Raw genomic sequence first — 18,096 nt, 5'->3', positions numbered from 1 at the left:
AGCTGCTGTGCTTGTGAAGACAAGCTGCTGTGTTCGTAATCACAAACTGCTGTGCTTGTAAAGACAAACTGCTGTGTTTGTAATCACAAACTGCTGTGCTTATTATCCTAATCTCAGCAGTTTATTCTATACCTTCAAAATCTCCCTTTTTTTAAAGAATGCTTAGGCATATTTTTTTTCTTCTTAACGGATACTTTTGAGTATTTATGAGCAGCTAAACCATTTGAGAAAGTAAACTTTTAGGTTATTTATAGCAGTTAAAAAAAGTATATTTGTATAAAAGTATAAAATGAACCAAAATAAAAAATCAGATTCAAGTGAACTTGAACCTAAGGTAACCGGTATAGGGGGTATTTTTTTCTTCTCAGATAACCCAGAGAAAACCAAAGAATGGTATGCTCAACACCTTGGGTTAAAGGTTAACCAATGGGGTTCTAGTTTTGAATTTAGGAATGCAAATAGACCAGACGAAATCAATTATTTACAGTGGAGTCCTTTTCAAAAAGGAAGTGAATACTTTGACCCTTCAAAAAAAGGGTTTATGATCAATTACCGGGTTCAAAATATTGAGGCTTTGATAAAAAAGCTTAAAGCCGATGGCGTTCAAGTTTTAGATGAAATTGCCAGTTATGACTATGGCAAATTTGCACATATTATGGATGCCGAAGGTAATAAAATTGAATTATGGGAGCCCGTAGATCACGTGTTTACAGCAATGGGTGGCGAGACTACAAAATAATAGATGTACCAACAACAATCTTAAATAGTACTGTCATCGCGTATCTTACTTAGCCGCTTTATTTTATTTGTGGTTTTAAATTGTGAGATTTATTACAAGATATAGGCTATTTTTATAGGTCTTTGATGAAAATTTTTCCCGAAATCTACCGGCAATTCCGTTTAATAGATACAAAAGCGCGAAGTGTAAACCGCTTAATCCGACGAACAGAATATTCTAAGCGGTTATATTCTCAATACACCGATAAATCATTTCGCGGTGAGGTAAGTAGCACGCATTTTAAACTTATATCTTCCAGCATAGGCAGGGGGGCATTTTGTGTTTTAACAGGTAAATTAAAAGAGAGAGAAGGATCGGTTAAGGTAAAAATACATCCGTTTTTTAAATATGCTTTATATTTCTTTTACGCTTTACCCATTGTCGGATTTTTCGTAGAGTTTATACTTGTTCCAGAGAATAATTGGCCCATATTAATTTTGGTTGCTATAGGGCAGATGCTATTCATTCGCTATCTGTTTATAGGTTTAGCCTTTCGGATATTGGCTAGAGAAAGTCTACATCGACTGCGGGATGTTCTAGATATTGAGTTTACTGTATGAGCCTTCAAATTCCAACCATTTTAAATCAAATAACTTGAAATAAAAGCATTGCCCTTTAGTTTTGATCAATTTGCTTTAGTCGCGTCTGTATTTTTTGGTTTGCTCAAACACAGCTTCAAGAATAGCTTGATCTTCTTCCGTAAAGGTTATATTACGCCTTTTCATAACAATCTCACAAACCTCAAAAGATTTTTTGGTTTGGTAGGTAGTGGTACCTTGGTTGCCTCCCCAAGTAAAACTAGGAACAAAGTTTCTAGGAAAACCAGCACCAAAAATATTACTGCTTACCCCAACAACTGTTCCTGTATTAAACATGGTATTTATCGCACATTTAGAATGGTCACCCATCATTAAACCGCAAAACTGCAATCCGGTTTTTGCAAAACGCTCGGTTTCATAATCCCATAGGCGCACCTCGGCATAATTGTTCTTAAGGTTAGAGTTGTTGGTATCTGCCCCCAAATTGCACCATTCACCCAATACGGAGTTACCTAAAAAGCCATCGTGGCCTTTATTAGAATATCCCATCATTACCGAATTGTTTACCTCCCCTCCTACTTTACAATACGGACCGATAGTGGTGGCCCCATAGATTTTACTGCCCATTTTAACAGTGGCATTCTCGCATAAAGCAAAAGGTCCCCTTATGGCAGAATTCTCCATTATTTCGGCATTCTTACCGATGTAAATAGGACCATCTTTAGTATTTAAACTAGCATTGTTCAATTGAGCTCCCTCTTCAACAAAAACCAAATCTGGATTTTCGCAGTAAACACTGTGCGGTATCTTTTCTGAGGTACGGCCCTGTGTTAACAAATTAAAATCTTCGGTAATAGCTTTTGCATTCTTTTTAAATATATCCCAAGTATGAGCAATAAATAAAGGCTCTTCTTTGACATGCACAGGGTTAAGATTTTCTAGAATTACTTCTTCATCTTCTCTGGTCCAAAAAGCGATGTATTCTTCTTCGTGAACCAAAACTTCATTTGGCTTTAATTGTTTTACCTGCTCTACTAAACTGGGCGAAGGACAAAAGGCAGCATTAATCAATATATTTTCTTCAAGCTCAACCATAGGCCATTTATCGCTTAAATATTCTTGCGTAATAGTCGTGGTTGTAGTTTGTAAATATCGCTCCCATTTTTCGCGTATGCTTAAAATGCCAATGCGCAAATCGGCTACGGGCTTGGTAAAAGTAAAAGGTAAAAGCTGATCTCTAAAAGCGCCATCAAATAATATGTAGTTCATAACCCAGGTGTTTAAAAAACGAAAATAAGAAAAAATGCTCTTTATTGATTTATTCTAGAAAATAAAAGCTCTATTTCTTTAGGGAGGCAATTATTGGACATGGGAAACTAATTGCTTATTTTTACACAGAATTTTAAACCTAATTTATGTCAACTGCCAAAAAACAATACAAACGAGTAACGGTAAAATCGTTGGTCGATATGAAACAACGTAAAGAAAAAATATCGATGTTAACCGCCTACGATTATACCATGGCAAAAATAGTAGATGGCGCAGGAATAGATGTTATTTTAGTTGGCGACTCTGCTTCAAATGTAATGGCTGGGCACGAAACAACTCTTCCCATAACGCTTGACCAAATGATCTACCATGCGTCATCTGTAATTCGCGGTATAGATAGGTCTCTAGTTGTGGTAGATCTTCCCTTTGGTAGCTACCAAAGCGACCCTAAAGAAGCTTTGCGATCGGCTATTCGTATTATGAAAGAAAGTGGCGGACACGCGGTAAAATTAGAAGGTGGTAAAGAAGTTAAAGACTCAATTAAACGAATTTTGAATGCTGGTATTCCGGTTATGGGACACCTGGGTCTTACGCCCCAGTCTATCTATAAATTTGGCACCTACACGGTACGAGCCAAAGAAGAAGCAGAAGCAGAAAAACTAAAGAGCGATGCAAAAATGCTTGAAAAACTAGGTTGCTTTGCTGTCGTTTTAGAAAAAGTACCCGCTCAATTGGCAAAAGAAGTAGCCGAAAGCATTTCAATACCCGTGATTGGTATTGGCGCCGGTGCGGGAGTTGATGGTCAAGTTTTAGTAGTTCATGACATGATTGGAATGACCCACGAGTTTAATCCTAGGTTTTTAAGACGCTATCTCGATTTATACTCCGAAATGACACAGGCTTTCAAGCAATACAACGATGATGTAAAATCTGGTGACTTTCCCAACGCAGAGGAACAATATTAAAAATGAGTATATTTTTAAGTCTAGATGCGCTGCTAGGCATAATATTCTTGGTGGTTGGCTTACTGCTTAAATATAAGCCACCTAAAGAAATAAATATGCTTTACGGCTATAGAACAAATCGATCTATGAAAAGCCAAGAAGCTTGGGATTTTGCTCAGAAAAGTGCGGCACAACGGAGCATAGAAATAGGTTTATTTTTATTGATAATTGGTATTTTAGGGCATTTTTGGCTAAGACAACAACAGGTTTTAGCCACAGCTTTGAGCCTATTCGCTTTATTGGCAGCTATTCTTTATTTGATTATCCATGTTGAAAACGCTTTGAAAAAAAAGTTTAAAAAGCAAAAGCCATGAAAAATCATTCGACAATAGATAACCTTGAGGTTATTTATGAGGACAATCACCTTATTGTGATTAATAAAAAAGCAGGCGATTTAGTACAAGGCGATAAAACCCAAGATATTCCGCTAAGCGAAATTGTAAAAACTTACCTCAAAAAAAAATACAACAAACCCGGAAACGTTTATTTAGGTGTGGTGCATCGTTTAGATCGGCCCACTTCTGGAGTGGTACTGTTTGCCAAAACCTCCAAAGCTTTACCACGGCTTAATAAACAATTTGCCGAAAAAGAAAATAAAAAAACTTATTGGGCTATCGTAAAACCAGGCGAACTTAATACAGCAGGCAAATTGGTGCATTATATGCTTAGAAACCCTAAACAAAATAAATCTTATGCGCACAAAAATGAAGTACCCAATAGCAAAAAGGCAATATTAAGGTACCGGCTTTTACAGAAATTAAATCACTATAATTTATTGGAAATCGATTTGGAAACCGGTAGGCATCACCAAATAAGGAGCCAGCTTTCAGCTATGGGTTGCCCGATAAAAGGAGATTTAAAATATGGCTTCAATCGAAGTAATAAAGATGCCAGCATTCATTTACACGCTAAAACGCTAAGTATTATGCACCCTGTCAAAAAAGAGAGAATTAGTTTTGACGCCCCACTACCCGAAGATCCACTGTGGGACGCCGTTCGGCATTTAAGTTAAATTGCTAGAAAAATATAGCTGCTACTTTTTAATTTGTTATTTTAAAACAAATCAAAATAACATTTATGAACCAGCAGGATTTAGAAGCAGTATTTAAATGTCAATCCGATCTTATTGCTAGAAACGAATCAATTTCCGTAAAGGAACGCGTAAAGCTTTTAAAAAATTTAAAAAAGGAGATTCAGAAGAAGGAATCTAGTATTATAACTGCGCTTAAAAAAGATTTTCATAAACCATACTTTGAGACGATGATTACCGAAGTTTTAGTGGTTTATAAAGAACTAAACCTTTTTATAAAAAATCTTGAAAATTGGGCGAAACCTAAGAAGGTAAAATCAAGTTGGTTGAATTTTCCTTCTCGTGCTCAGCTTGTTCCTAAAGCCTATGGGCAAGTATTAATTATCTCTCCTTGGAATTACCCTTTCCAATTGGCTATGAATCCGCTTATTGGAGCAATTGCTGCAGGAAACAGGGTAATATTAAAACCTTCTGAGCATAGTACACATACTTCAAAAATATTAGCGTTAATTGTAACCAAAGTGTTTAAGAATTCACAAGTTCAAGTAGTGCTTGGTGGCCAAGAGGTAGCCCAAGAGCTTTTACAATTTAAGTGGGATTTTATTTTTTTTACTGGAAGTACTTCTGTAGGGAAAATTATACAACAAAGGGCATCCAAAAGTCTTATTCCTACGGTTTTAGAGTTAGGAGGGAAAAATCCGTGTATCGTAGATGAGACGGCAAATATAGAATTAAGCGCCAAGCGTATCGTTTGGGGGAAGTTTATTAACGCTGGCCAAACGTGTATAGCCCCCGATTATATTTTGGTACAGCAAAAAGTGAAAGGTAAACTTATTGAAGCGATTACCAAACACCTTAATCAGTTTTATCCAGATTTAAATCCACTATCAAGTGATTATGCACACATTATAAATGACAAACATTTTAACCGGCTTACAAATTATTTAGTAGACTTAAAAGTGCTTTATGGCGGAAAGCATGATAAAACCTATCGGTTTATTGCGCCAACATTGGTAGACGAACCGCCAAATAATCACCCTATTTTGAATAAAGAAATCTTTGGGCCTATTCTTCCTATTTTAGGTTTTGAAGAAATAGCTTCTCTTAAAAAGGTGATTCAAAAGAATAAAAATCCTCTAGCTAGTTACATTTTTTCTCGAAACAAGGATAACATTCGGTTAATCGGAGAAAGTTTTTTATCGGGCGGTTTAGTGATAAACGATGTGTTGATTCATTTTGTTAACGACCGCTTACCCTTTGGGGGTGTAGGAGATAGTGGTTTAGGTCATTATCACGGCAAACATAGTTTTGAATGTTTTAGTCATTTACAGTCAAAAGTTATTCGTAAAAATTATTGGGACCCGCCTTTTCGTTATCCTCCTTATTTCGAAAAAGAAAAATGGCTACAAAAAATTAAAAAGTTATTTTTTTAAAGTTTTAAATTAGGTTTATCAAGTTAACCTGGATTTTGAATTTTTTTTTTAAAGGTATAAATAAAATTGTTCTCCATTTTGTACAACCTGGATAAGCACTTATCGAAAATTTGATAGCTAATAAGATATACTATTTATTAATTATCTGAACTAAATTATAATCAAAAAAACGATATAGATAAAATCTATATACTATACCTAATATTCTGTATTTGAGAGTATTAGATATATTAATTGAAGTATTTGTTTAAATACGGTAAAAAATTAAACTCAGAGAATAAAAAGTTCAATAAGCGCTAATTTTTGACAAAATTTTTAGCGATAAAAGAAAAGACATGGTTATAACCTGATATTTAAATTCTCTTTATTTTAAAAATTTTTCTAAAAAGGTTAAATTGAGAAGTGAAAAAATAAAAACCATTGAAGATAAATTATATTTTAAAATATAATTTTTGGAAACCTATATAAGTATCATTTAACTAAAAATCGTTCAAAAGATTGTTTAAATAAGTGAGTTTCCTTTAAAAATCAAGTAACTAAATTGCTAGTAATAATTATAAACTAAAACAGACCACCCTACTCTGATTAATTTTTTTAAGACCGCCATAGTAGCGTATTTATACTATCTATTGCTCTCTTTGATTAATGGCATATAAAGCAAAGGTCGCCAGCCAATGTCCGCCCTCATAAGAGTCTCCTGCTATATTATCGAAAGAAGCAGATAAATGCTTTTCTGCAATTGGTTTTAGGTACTCAAATTCTTCGTAGGCATTTGCCAATTCAAAGAGAACACTAGCCCTGCTAAAATTTAGTCCGTCTAAATGAACCAATTTCCCATCGGTTCGATCGGTTACGCTCACTGGTTCTAAACTAAATGATTTATCTAATAACTCTGGCATAAATTCTTTCAGCCACAGCTTAAAAGTTTCCTTTTCGAGAACCTTTTGCATAAGGTTGACTTCCATTAAGCACGGAGAAAAAAAATCGTGTCCACTTGGCTCGTAGGCTAACGGACATGTATTATCATTTAAATAAAAGGCCTTAGCTTTAGTTTCAATTAATTTTTGAAGCGCTTCATCTTTCAAGGTTAGGGCATAATCGTAGGCCAAACTTAAACCAAAAGCCGTGTTTTGATGTTCTCCAACTCGAATAGGATAACTTAAATTGGGTAAGTAATCCTTATAATTCTGTACGATTTTTTGAGTTAATGGCTCTAAATTTTGATGTAAAACAGGAGCGATAGAATCTTCCCAAGTATATAATTCTTCGCTTAATTTTAATAGCCAAGCCCAACCGTAGGTTCGTTCATAAGTCTTATTAATGGGTTTATTAAAATAAGCTACTTCTTCTTTTATATTTTGTTTGGTTAAATTGGTCTTTAACCAAGCTCGAGCGGTCGATGAATTTTTAATTTGTGGATATTGCTTAAGTAAACTAACCATACTCCAATGCCCGTGTACCGAGGAATGCCAATCAAAACAACCGTAAAAACTAGGATGTAAGGCTTTTGGAGTTTTAAGATCACTTTCACTTCCTAAGGTTTGACTTAATTTATTCGGGTATTCTTGATCTACACATTTTAGTGGCATTTTTAAAAGTTCATTAGCCTGTTTTTCATTTAAAATCACTACTTCATCAGGTAATAAATTCTCACTAATTTCATCTACCAAACTACTGTCTTCTATCGATTCGGCTTTAGCCTTAGAAGTAGTTAATTCAGATTCTTTTTGTTTACAACCTACAAAGCACAGTAAACATAGAACTATTATTAAATTTCTCATAGTACACGATTAAAATGGCGTCTAAATATATTAATTAAATCGCTTTTAAATAATTAAGGAGTATTCAATTTTAGTGTAAAAATATGTTAATCTTATCTTTTTATCCCAACCAGCCATCACGATCGAGACTACGGTATTGTATAGCTTCGCTTATATGGTGACTTTGAATGGCTTCACTTTGCTCTAAATCGGCAATCGTGCGTGAAACTTTTAATATACGATCATAAGCTCTGGCTGATAAGTTTAACCTTTCCATAGCGGTTTTTAGCAATTCCTTACTATCTGGTTTTAACTTACAAAATGCTCTAATTTGCTTTACGCCCATCTGAGCATTGTAGTGAATGTTAGGAATTTCTTCAAAACGTTGAGTCTGTATTTCACGCGCAGCGGTCACCCGTTTCCGTATTGCAGTACTGGGCTCTCCACGTCGTTCATCGCTGAGTTTTTCAAAAGGAACAGGCGTCACCTCTATATGTATGTCTATGCGATCTAATAAAGGACCGCTAATTTTACTCAAATACCGACTCATCTCGGCCGGTGAAGTAGCTACAGGAGCATCGGGATCATTGAAATACCCACCAGGGCTCGGATTCATACTAGCCACTAGCATAAAACTAGAGGGATAAGTTACCGTAAACCGAGCTCTTGAAATGGTAACTTCACGGTCTTCTAAAGGTTGTCTCATTACTTCAAGCACCGTGCGTTTAAATTCCGGTAATTCATCTAAAAACAATACCCCGTTATGAGAAAGTGAAATCTCTCCAGGCTGCGGATAACTTCCGCCTCCAACAAGGGCTACATCTGAAATGGTATGATGCGGACTTCTAAACGGGCGTTGAGCCATTAATCCGCTACTGTTTTTGGTTTTACCTACTACCGAATGAATTTTAGTAGTTTCTAAAGCCTCATGTAAAGTCATAGGCGGAAGTATACTAGGTAATCGTTTGGCTAACATGGTTTTTCCAGAACCTGGCGGACCAATTAAAATAATATTATGTCCGCCAGCAGCAGCAATTTCCATACAACGCTTTATAGATTCTTGACCTTTAACATCAGCAAAATCAAATTCAGGATGCTCTAAACTCTCATAAAACTGCTTTTTGGTATCTACAATAGTCTGCTCTAAAGGAATGGCTTGATCAAAATATTCAATTACCTGCGTAATATTTTCAACACCGTACACTTCTAACCCATCTACAATAGCTGCTTCAGCTGCATTTTGTTTAGGCAAAATAAAACCCTTAAAACCTTCTTCCTTTGCCTTTATTGCAATGGGTAGCGCACCTTTAATGGGCTGTAAACTTCCATCTAAAGAAAGTTCTCCCATGATTAAATATTCGTCAATTGCATCGGCTTTGATTTGTTCACTGGCGGCTAATATACCCAAGGCCAAAGTTAAGTCATAAGCACTACCCTCCTTTCTCAAATCGGCTGGAGCCATATTTATGGTAATTTTTTTACCAGGAAGCTTATAAGCGTTATTCTGTAAAGCGGCGGCAATTCTAAAACTGCTTTCGCGGATTGCGTTATCGGGTAAACCTACTAGGTGATAACCAATACCACTTACCACATTTACCTCTACCACCACCGTGGTGGCCTCAACGCCAAAAACAGCGCTGCCAAATACCTTAACCAACATATAATTTAGTTTTAGTGAGTAAAATTTTACTGTTGTTTGTTAATAGAAAGGTAAAATTTAATCAATTTATTTAAAACAAAGATATAATATTAAGGTTTTGTCATTTTACTGAAGAAAATTAGTAGTAAAAAAGCAGAAATTAGGATACTAACCAAAAGTGTCTACATTGAATTAATTAGAGAAACAAATAGTTTTAGAAGGGCTATTGAATTTAACTCAAAAGCTTTAAGCGGATATTTTCAACGATACCGAAATGGGGGCTTGTACCAATTACAGAGAATTAATAGTGAAAAAAGCATCTAAAATGTACCCCTTAAACCAATTGAGCTGGGCCCCATTTGCAAGCGCCACGAAATACGATTTCTTTTGGCTTGCTTTAATTCAGTGTCACTTTTCATTTGCTTATCCAAGTAATTGTCTACGCTATCTACAACCACAACAGTAAGAGCGACACTAAGCGCTACATCGGTAAGCCAGTGTGCACCCGCCCAGAGTCGTGAAACGGGAGAAATCATACCGGCTGTTATGAGTCCGCCTTTAATCCAGGGATTATCAAATTGCTTTGATAAGGAATAAAAGGTAGTAAAAGATAAAATAGTATGTCCTGAAGGGAAAGAGTGATAGCCGCCTCCTGGTTTAAAAGGTTTAAAAGTAAATTTACCCCCATCTGACGGTCTGGCTCTACCGGTTACCTTTTTTGCTACCGTTTGCACCAATCCAGCTGCACTGGCCGAAGTAATCATTAAGATTCCTGTTCTTCTTATTTTCTCATTTTTGGTGAATAAGCCTACTAGGTATATACCTCCATTTACACCATAATTATTCTGCGGACTACCAAAATACCAACCAAAATCGCGGACAATAGAAGGAATATCTTTTTCTTGGTCTTTGAAATATCGTTTGGCGTCATCGTCTAAAATATGTAAACCTGCGGTGCCTATTCCAATCGCTGCAGCAGTAGCCCAATCGTCCTGATTCCATTTAAAGGGACTCGCAAAAACGTTTTTGAATCCGCCCCAAGCGAGAGAAGCATCATATTTAGCTAAATCCCAAGTAGTTATTTTTACAGGTTCTTGTAAACTATCTATGCTATTAAATGCATACTTGTTTTGAGCCAATATAACTCCAGAAAGTAATACAAAAACAAGAGAAAGTAAGTATTTTTTTTTCATAATTAAAAAGGATAACCAATAGCAAAGTTAAATACGGGTTTGGAATAGTTAAATTTCCAGTTTTGGGCCGGTTTCTTTAAAGGCGCTGCGAGATCAAATCTTAATACAAATCCTTGTATATCTACTCGTACCCCTACTCCAGAGCCTACTCCAAATTCATTTATAAAATCGTTGGTAAATTTACCACCGGGTAATTTTTCATTTTCATTCATAAGCCACACATTACCAGCGTCGACAAAAATAGCACCATTTACATAGTTAAACAAAGGAAATCTGTATTCTAGATTGGCTTCTAAGCGTATATCTCCCGACTGGTCAAAAAATCCTCCTTCATCGTTACTTTCATAAGTTCCAGGACCCAGCGAACGAATATTAAATGCACGTACGCTGTACGGACCACCAGAAAAAAATTGTTTTACAAAAGGTAAAGTATTCGAATTACCGTATGGAATACCTAAACCGGCAAAAACCCGCCCTACTAAAAATTGATTTTTATTTAAATTTAGATGATAACTTACATCAATATCGGTTTTGGCGTATTGTGCATAGGCTAGCCCCAGGAACTTCTTTACCTCCTCTCCTTTTTCTTGTTTACCAAAAATACCCAAACTATTACCAGCGGTATCAAAATTAAGATTAAAGTAAATGCCACTGTTTTTATTTTCGCTAAGTAATTCATTATAGGTAAAAGAATACGTTAGACCTAAGATAAACTGTTGCTCAAAACTTTCTCTTAAAAATGGATTTTCATCGAGAATGGCTTCAAATTCAGAAGTAGTTTTTCCTAATCTAACGTAATCTAATTTCAGTAAGTTCAAGCTGTGAGTTACGTATTTATTTGCTTGCCAAGAATACCCGAATGAAGCGGAAATAGAGTTTAAACTATAAAGATTGCTTCTATTTAAATAATCATAACCTACTCTTATATTGGTTTTTGGGGTACTATATTTAAACCTATGGTTGATATCAAAAGGGAATAACAAACGTGGAAAGCTAACTTGGCTTTCTAAGCCCAATTGTAAACTCTGTAAACCTTTTTGCTGCCCCCCAAATTGTCTTTCATAAGAAAAAGTTGAACCCGTTTTTAGAACCTCTCCGCCTTTTAACCAGTTTTTATTGATGTAATCTAAGCCTATACCAGGGCCTGCAAAAGAATTCGATTTAGTAACGGTTTGCAGGTTGGCTCGAATTGCCCTTTTTTTATAGGGAGATAACCTGATTTCGGCAACCAATTCATATTGATTATTTTCGTTTAAAACAGTGTCTTTTTCTTTATAAACAATATTTACAAATTTATACACTCCCGTCGAAGCCAAACGTCTGCTGGTGCTTTTAGATTTATCTGGGCTATACGTTTCTCCTGGTTTGATTTGTATAAAAGGAGCTAGGCGTTTAGGTTTAAAGAAGAGGGTGTCTTGATAATAATGAATGTTATTAAAAACTTCGGGCAATAGCTTTCTTTTTTCTTTTTCGATGCTTTCATTAGGAAAAACCAAAACACTATCTAAAACATAGGGGTGTTTTGATCTTCTAGGTATATTGTTTTTTAAAGATAAAAACAAGTCGAACCTTTGTTTATCATAACGATTGGTATCGGCTTCAAATATCAAAAAATCACTATTAAAATTATAATAGCCTTTTTCTTTTAAAAATTTATCAATGCGCTCGCGTTCTGCTTTGAATTGTTGCAAATTAAATCGCATTCCCTTCTTGATTAAAGAATTTTGCAAGCTACTCTTAATGTCTTTGTATAATTGCGCCGGATGTATAGAGTCTTCTTCTACCAAATAATCTGCTATGGTATATGGGCGTTTTGCCGCAATTTGATAATTTACCGATGTGGTTTTTGCCGTAGTATCTTGATCAACTTTAGAATTTACCGTGTAATAATAATATCCGTGGTTTTCAAGTCTGTTTTTTATGAGTTCAACTGTTTGATTAACGTTTTCATCTTCAAAATAAACTGGTTCTTCTCCCCTTTTCTTGGCTAAAAATTTATAAATAAATCCCGGATTTTCTTTTTGTCCTTTATAATAAAAAAACAGATTAGGGTACCCCCCTAAAAATTTGGAGTTTGGTTCTGGATAAAGCACCGCATTCAAAGCGTTTTTAAGATTTTCATCTTGTTTAAAAGAAGCATAGAGCGTATCATTAAGTTTAATATCTGCTCCAGTGTAAAGCGTTTTACCTTGGGGAATGAATTTTTTGACCGAACATGCCTGTAAAATCAATGCTAAACACATCCACCCTAAAAACGCTAAGCATGAAAATTTTATTTTAGTCATTTTGGTCTTCTTTTGTTGTTTCTGTAGCCTTGAGCTTACTTGATTTTTGTTTATTTTCTTCTTCGGGAGCGGGCGTCGATGTTTTTTCTTTGTCAAGCTCTTTTTTAAACAATTCTTTAAATTGATTAAACTCTCGATTAAAAATTAAAGCGATACCGCTTACAAAAACTTGACCGTCTATTACGTTTTCATATTCGCTTTTTCTAAATCCGCGCAAGCGCCACCTTCCTGAAGGTGCTAATAAATATTCAATACTTACATTTCCAATAACCGGGTTTTCTTCACCTGGTCTAGCATCTCCTTGTACACCAACTTGACTGCCGGCTTGTACGATCAAACGGTCATTAAATAGCTTTTTGCTAGCCGAGATATTTAAATCGGTTCGACTTTCTGAGGTCGAGCCTTGGTAGTCGGTATAGGAGTTTAAACCGAAGTCTAAATCGATTCCTGTATCGCCTACCAACTTATCTGAAAATACATTTAATTGATCTGATAAAGCATCGTTAATATTATCTCTTGCCACGGTTGCTGGCCCTCCTGAACTACCATCACTTCCCGAGCTAGGGTAAAATCTATTTAAGACCAATAAAGAAAATATTTGTTTGTTAAGTGCGTCTTCTTGTTGATTGAGTTGGTTTATTCTTCCGTAAAGCGCTCCGCCAAAGGCCCCGCGTTGGTCTTCAGGAATTCCTAATCTAAAATTAAGCTTAGGTTTAAGTAATTCTCCTTCTACATTTAAATAGACTTGAAAGGGAATGCGTTGTTTAAACTGATTTTGAACTTCTAAGGAGGCATTGGAAGTTTGACTGGCCATTAGCGCTGAAGCGGATGTTTTTACATCATAAATGGCTGTAACATCTAATTGCGCGTCTGTAGGATCTCCCACCCATGAAATGCTGCTATTATCGGCTAAATCAAACCTGCGTTTTACTAGGTTATAAAGGTTCATTTCATAATGCCCATCGCTAATATCATACCTTCCTGTTAGTGTAGTTCTACCGTTTTTAAAAATATTGAAAAGCAATTCACCTTGACCTACGACTTCTAAATTGTCATTGGTTCGCTCGTCTAAAATGACTTTAAAAGAAGCTCCGGGTTCGACACGTAATTTACTTTTGAGTTCTATGCCTGTATTAAGGGTGTTTTTTTCGGCTTTTGCGTTTTGGGTTAATATATTATCGGGGTTTTCTTTATTTACAAAGACCACTACCCCATCTTGCGTGATACGATTGGCCGCTACATTAGGATAAATATAAGTAATATCTGTACCTTCTTTCACACTTAAATCGGCTTGTATTTTAGGAAAATTCAAGTCTCCCTTTACCTGTGCGTTTAGATCAAAAATTGCTTTACCAAAAAACGAATCATTATCTTCTTCTTTGGCATTTAATGCTAAGAAATCTCGTGCTTTCACACTCAAGTCAAACTCAGGATTAAGTAGAGATTTTGTCAAAATTTGTCCGTTTACTACAAATTGATTTTCTCGTTCATCCTTAATTGTAAATGCATTAAAATCAATCTGTTCTTTAGTAATGCCTATTTTTTCTTTTCCAAGTTTATAAGGAGTGTTTAAAGCGCGAGGTACCACTTGTGCGTTTAGGAAGTTAATGTTTCCTTTATAAGCTAGTTGGTTTTCCTCTTGGGCGAGTTTGATTTGAGCCGAAACTTCTCCCGAAGCCTCTTTAATACTGCTGTCTGCAAATTTTTGCACCAGTTGAAGATTTAATCGTGCAAGATTCAAATCAAACTCATACTGGGTGGTATTTTCTTTAATGGTGTAGTCACCTTTTAATTGCGCCTCTATTTTATCACCTTTTAATTCGGCCAGTAAATCGTAGGTTTTATAATCATTCGCTTGGGCATCGATCTTTAAAACGCCTATTTCATTTTCAAGAATATGCAAATTAGCAATCTGTAAATCGGCGGTAAACGCATTTTCTTTTAAGGGATTGATAAATTTCACCTCACCATCAAGTAATCCGGTAGCAACCGAATTTTTAGGGTTTAAATAATGAAATAAATTCTCAATTTTAAAGCTCTTCCAATCGAGGGCTAACGCAAAATCATTTTCGAGACGTTCGGTGTAAAATTTAAATACCTGCTCTTGATGCTTAAAACGCATTTGCTGCACATTAATTTCTTGGTCATTAAAAACTACCTTATTTTCTGCTGGCACCTGCCAATTTTTGCCGTCTAATTTTAAATCTTCAGGAAGAATTTTAAAATGTTGATAACCGTCTTTTTGGAATAATACCGATTGAATGTTATAGGTTAAATTGTCTTCTTGAAATGCTTGAAAACCAAAGTACAGCTTCTCATCTTTGTAATTGCCTAAAAGCCTCGTTTTACCTATTTGAAATGGTCCTGCCTCAATGGCTCGAAACCCCACCTCTAAATCGGCTGTTTTTCCATTTCCTTTAAGAGCTAGTTTAAAATCACTTAACTTATTATTGCTGTAATTAAGATAAGGCAAATTGAAGTTGCCTTTTAAGGTGTTTTTCTCTTCGTTAAAAGCAAGCGAAAAACGCAAACTATCCATTTGTTTAATACCATCAAAAATAATGTCTTTGAAAATGGAAGTGGGTTTAAAGCTACCTTTTAAATTAATCTTTACGGGTGTTTTATTTTTACTAACTTGTAAAGAATCTCCACGGTATTGGTTGATGTGTTGGCGAAGGGCAGCATCTATAATACTTGGGCTATCGTTTGCATCTAAATTAATTTGCAAAAAATTGCTAGCAACACTCAATAAAGTATTGTCTTGGTCAACGGCAAGATAAGCAGCTAAATCGTCTAAATAATAGGGTCTGTTATCATAAACTGCAACGGTGTTATCTAAGTTTAAACCAGATTGATATTTTTGCATATTGCCTTTAAAATATCCGCTTAAATCAAATTTTGTACGTATATCACGATCGGTTAACCCAAGGGCATATAAATTGGCTCCCTCTAGATGTAAATTAAAATTCACTTGACTTTTAATCGAATCTAAAACCAGTTGAGTTTGGGCTTCAAAATTCAGATTATCATCTTCAAAAACTGCAAAAATACTGCCTCTACCTTTCTTAATATTGGCCGCTAAACTTAAAGCCGAAAAATCATAATTGGCATAACTTAACTCAGTAAAATTGGTTTTTAGTACAGCATCAAGGTTGTTCAATTGTTCGCCTTGCGCCTTTATTTGTGCTGTAAAACTCAAATTACCAAAGTCTTCATTATCTAATAATTGGGCAAGTTGAATTGAGTTTGTTTTTATTTCTCCTTCAAAACCATAAACCTTATCAAGATTGAATTCTCCTTCAACTTGCATCGATCCTAAGCTCGTGTCTAAAAACGCATCTAATTCTCCCGCGCTTGTACTACCAGTTACAGAACTTTGGAGTTCAATTTCATCTGGTAATTTAAAACCTAAATCTTCTGGTTTTATGAATTGCTCAATCGCTGATTTACGAGTGGTAATTTCAAAAATAGGTAAATCAAATTCTAACTGATCAATATTATTTATATTAGAAAAAACACCTTCTAAACTGCTGCTAAAGTGCTCTCCCCAATTCACTTTTACTTGTTCTACATTTAAAGTATTTAAATTTCCATTGGCTTTTAATTTCGCTTGAAGCGGATTTTCACCCAATTGAGAAAAAACTTGGTTTTGTTTTAATTCTGGAGCAAAATAATAAGCTTCTACCCATTGAGTTTCTAGTTGGCTTACATCAACTCTAAAATCTGCTTGGGTATAATCGCTTATAAAATCATCTAAATTAGTATAGTCAATTTGAATATTCGCCCTTAAATTAGACGTGTTAGTTCCCAGTTTTATTTGGTTTACTTTTAATTTTTCATCAGTGATTTGGGCAACAAAAGAAGCTTCTTTTACTCTAAAACCGCTAGATTCTTTAAATGCAAGTCTTTCTAATTGCAAACCAACAGATTTGGTTCTCTCTAGGTTTAAATTTTTGGCTTTCACAAAAAGACCTTTAAAAGTCATCGCTTGTGGATTAAACACATTTTCTTGCCTTGGCTTACTGGCTTCGTGATAACTTATTTGATTATTTTTAAAATCAATATTTGCTAAATTCACCTCCCAGTCTGGCCATATACTTGCATCGGTAATGTTATCAACTCCCTTTGATTCTTTTTGTGGATTATTCAGCATATCTGAATCAATGTCTACTTTTGAGTCAACCAATCCGATCTCGTCAATTTTAATCTTTTGTTGGTTTAGATCCAAATTACCCTTGCTCAATAAAAAATCAGAGAGATTGACATCCGCTTTAAGCTGATTCGGTTTATCTAAATAATTAAACCTTACTTCTTTCAACCGAATCTCATTCATTTTAAAATGCGGCAAGAGGCTTTGGGTAGAATCTTGAACCATAAATTGTGGCTCACTCTGCACATAATTAATCAAAGCCTTTTGAAAGTGCAATTTGTCAATAAAATAATCTTGTTTCTCAAGATCAAATTGCTGCATGGATATATCTAAGGCATTAAATTTAACTTTTAAATCACTTCCCAAAACTGCATCCTGATAAGTAAAATTAAAATCTGAAAAATAAAAGTCGCCTAAATTAATCTTAAGTGGTTGATTTTGATTTTCTGTCTGCGTATTTTTTTGTGTTTGATTTGAATCCGCGAAAGCCTCAATTAGAAACTGAAAGTTAAACCCCGCCAAGGTGTCTTTTCTTTTTATATTGGCTACGGCCCCATCCCACTCTAGAGAGTTAATGTTTAGATTATTGTTGGATAAAATAGGATACAATGGAATATCTGCTTCTAGTTGCCGGGTGTAAAGCAAGGTATCTCCCTTTTTATCTTCTAAATAAAGTCCTTCTAGATTAATATTTCCTTGCCAAGTTATAAAGAGTTTATCAAGTTGAACAACCGTTTCCGTTTTACCACTCACGTAATCAATTACGCGATTAACAATAATACTTTGACCCCAAGGTGAACGTATAAATAAAAGCAAAAGCACAAATAATATGAAAATCACCAAAAAGAATTTGGCAATAAACCTCAGTACACGCTTATACATAGCAGTGTTTTCTTTTTTATTTGGCTTAGATTTTTCTTTAGTTGCTTGTTGAGTCAATTCTTAGAGTTTTCGCGCAAATTTAGTTTAGCCCTGGAATATTTGTCGAGGCCGAGTTGTTTAAATTTAGTTAAAGT

12 protein-coding genes are annotated in these 18,096 nt (G+C 35.1%); 6 read left to right on the top strand and 6 right to left on the bottom strand.

What is annotated here, in order from left to right:
• The first annotated feature begins 289 nt into the window (after nucleotides 1-289).
• Entirely contained in the window at nucleotides 290-739 is a 450-nt protein-coding gene (locus tag ACH2AZ_RS01295; protein ID WP_394906285.1) for a VOC family protein, read from the top strand.
• A 125-nt stretch (nucleotides 740-864) separates the two neighbouring features.
• Nucleotides 865-1,338, top strand: a complete 474-nt coding sequence (locus ACH2AZ_RS01290) for a hypothetical protein (RefSeq protein ID WP_394906284.1) — start codon at nucleotides 865-867, stop codon at nucleotides 1,336-1,338.
• A 75-nt stretch (nucleotides 1,339-1,413) separates the two neighbouring features.
• Here the strand turns inward: ACH2AZ_RS01290 and ACH2AZ_RS01285 are convergent, their stop codons facing one another.
• On the bottom strand, nucleotides 1,414-2,586 hold the full coding sequence (locus ACH2AZ_RS01285) for a GlmU family protein (protein ID WP_394906283.1): 1,173 nt from the start codon (nucleotides 2,584-2,586) through the stop codon (nucleotides 1,414-1,416).
• A gap of 146 nt (nucleotides 2,587-2,732) precedes the next feature.
• Between ACH2AZ_RS01285 and panB the strand changes: the two genes are divergently transcribed.
• From panB to ACH2AZ_RS01265, 4 genes are all read left to right on the top strand, one after another.
• A complete protein-coding gene (gene panB, locus ACH2AZ_RS01280) occupies nucleotides 2,733-3,551 on the top strand; it encodes a 3-methyl-2-oxobutanoate hydroxymethyltransferase (RefSeq protein WP_379044547.1) in 819 nt (272 codons plus the stop codon).
• Nucleotides 3,552-3,553: 2 nt separating this feature from the next.
• Nucleotides 3,554-3,904, top strand: a complete 351-nt coding sequence (locus tag ACH2AZ_RS01275) for an SdpI family protein (protein WP_394906282.1) — start codon at nucleotides 3,554-3,556, stop codon at nucleotides 3,902-3,904.
• Complete coding sequence (locus ACH2AZ_RS01270) at nucleotides 3,901-4,602, top strand: RluA family pseudouridine synthase (RefSeq protein ID WP_394906281.1); 702 nt, start codon at nucleotides 3,901-3,903, stop codon at nucleotides 4,600-4,602. The genes ACH2AZ_RS01275 and ACH2AZ_RS01270 overlap by 4 nt, the downstream gene beginning before the upstream one ends.
• Nucleotides 4,603-4,667: 65 nt before the next feature.
• Nucleotides 4,668-6,053, top strand: coding sequence for an aldehyde dehydrogenase family protein (locus ACH2AZ_RS01265; protein ID WP_394906280.1), 1,386 nt, complete (start codon nucleotides 4,668-4,670; stop codon nucleotides 6,051-6,053).
• Between the two features lie 626 nt (nucleotides 6,054-6,679).
• On the opposite strand, the gene ACH2AZ_RS01260 is transcribed toward ACH2AZ_RS01265, so the two are convergent.
• From ACH2AZ_RS01260 to ACH2AZ_RS01240, 5 genes are all read right to left on the bottom strand, one after another.
• Nucleotides 6,680-7,834 (bottom strand): DUF2891 domain-containing protein, encoded by a 1,155-nt coding sequence (locus ACH2AZ_RS01260; RefSeq protein WP_379044559.1) that lies wholly within the window; start codon nucleotides 7,832-7,834, stop codon nucleotides 6,680-6,682.
• A gap of 100 nt (nucleotides 7,835-7,934) precedes the next feature.
• A complete protein-coding gene (locus ACH2AZ_RS01255; RefSeq protein ID WP_394906279.1) occupies nucleotides 7,935-9,473 on the bottom strand; it encodes a YifB family Mg chelatase-like AAA ATPase in 1,539 nt (512 codons plus the stop codon).
• A 299-nt stretch (nucleotides 9,474-9,772) separates the two neighbouring features.
• Entirely contained in the window at nucleotides 9,773-10,645 is an 873-nt protein-coding gene (locus tag ACH2AZ_RS01250; protein ID WP_394906278.1) for a phosphatase PAP2 family protein, read from the bottom strand.
• A gap of 2 nt (nucleotides 10,646-10,647) precedes the next feature.
• The gene (locus tag ACH2AZ_RS01245; RefSeq protein WP_394906277.1) at nucleotides 10,648-12,930 is read right to left on the bottom strand and encodes a BamA/TamA family outer membrane protein; all 2,283 of its coding nucleotides are present in this window, start codon (nucleotides 12,928-12,930) and stop codon (nucleotides 10,648-10,650) included.
• A complete protein-coding gene (locus ACH2AZ_RS01240) occupies nucleotides 12,923-18,019 on the bottom strand; it encodes a translocation/assembly module TamB domain-containing protein (protein ID WP_394906276.1) in 5,097 nt (1,698 codons plus the stop codon). Before ACH2AZ_RS01240 ends, ACH2AZ_RS01245 begins: the two co-directional genes overlap by 8 nt.
• Nucleotides 18,020-18,096 lie beyond the last annotated feature (77 nt).

The sequence above is a fragment of the uncultured Mesonia sp. genome (assembly GCA_947499595.1).
Taxonomy (GTDB): Bacteria; Bacteroidota; Bacteroidia; order Flavobacteriales; family Flavobacteriaceae; genus Mesonia; species Mesonia sediminis.
This window is presented reverse-complemented; position numbering and strand designations above follow the sequence as displayed.

Coding starts and splice junctions, on each gene's coding strand:
- ACH2AZ_RS01295 (WP_394906285.1), top strand. CDS start 290: ATGAACCAAAATAAAAAATCAGATTCAAGTGAACTTGAACCTAAGGTA.
- ACH2AZ_RS01290 (WP_394906284.1), top strand. CDS start 865: ATGAAAATTTTTCCCGAAATCTACCGGCAATTCCGTTTAATAGATACA.
- ACH2AZ_RS01285 (WP_394906283.1), bottom strand. CDS start 2,586: ATGAACTACATATTATTTGATGGCGCTTTTAGAGATCAGCTTTTACCT.
- panB (WP_379044547.1), top strand. CDS start 2,733: ATGTCAACTGCCAAAAAACAATACAAACGAGTAACGGTAAAATCGTTG.
- ACH2AZ_RS01275 (WP_394906282.1), top strand. CDS start 3,554: ATGAGTATATTTTTAAGTCTAGATGCGCTGCTAGGCATAATATTCTTG.
- ACH2AZ_RS01270 (WP_394906281.1), top strand. CDS start 3,901: ATGAAAAATCATTCGACAATAGATAACCTTGAGGTTATTTATGAGGAC.
- ACH2AZ_RS01265 (WP_394906280.1), top strand. CDS start 4,668: ATGAACCAGCAGGATTTAGAAGCAGTATTTAAATGTCAATCCGATCTT.
- ACH2AZ_RS01260 (WP_379044559.1), bottom strand. CDS start 7,834: ATGAGAAATTTAATAATAGTTCTATGTTTACTGTGCTTTGTAGGTTGT.
- ACH2AZ_RS01255 (WP_394906279.1), bottom strand. CDS start 9,473: ATGTTGGTTAAGGTATTTGGCAGCGCTGTTTTTGGCGTTGAGGCCACC.
- ACH2AZ_RS01250 (WP_394906278.1), bottom strand. CDS start 10,645: ATGAAAAAAAAATACTTACTTTCTCTTGTTTTTGTATTACTTTCTGGA.
- ACH2AZ_RS01245 (WP_394906277.1), bottom strand. CDS start 12,930: ATGACTAAAATAAAATTTTCATGCTTAGCGTTTTTAGGGTGGATGTGT.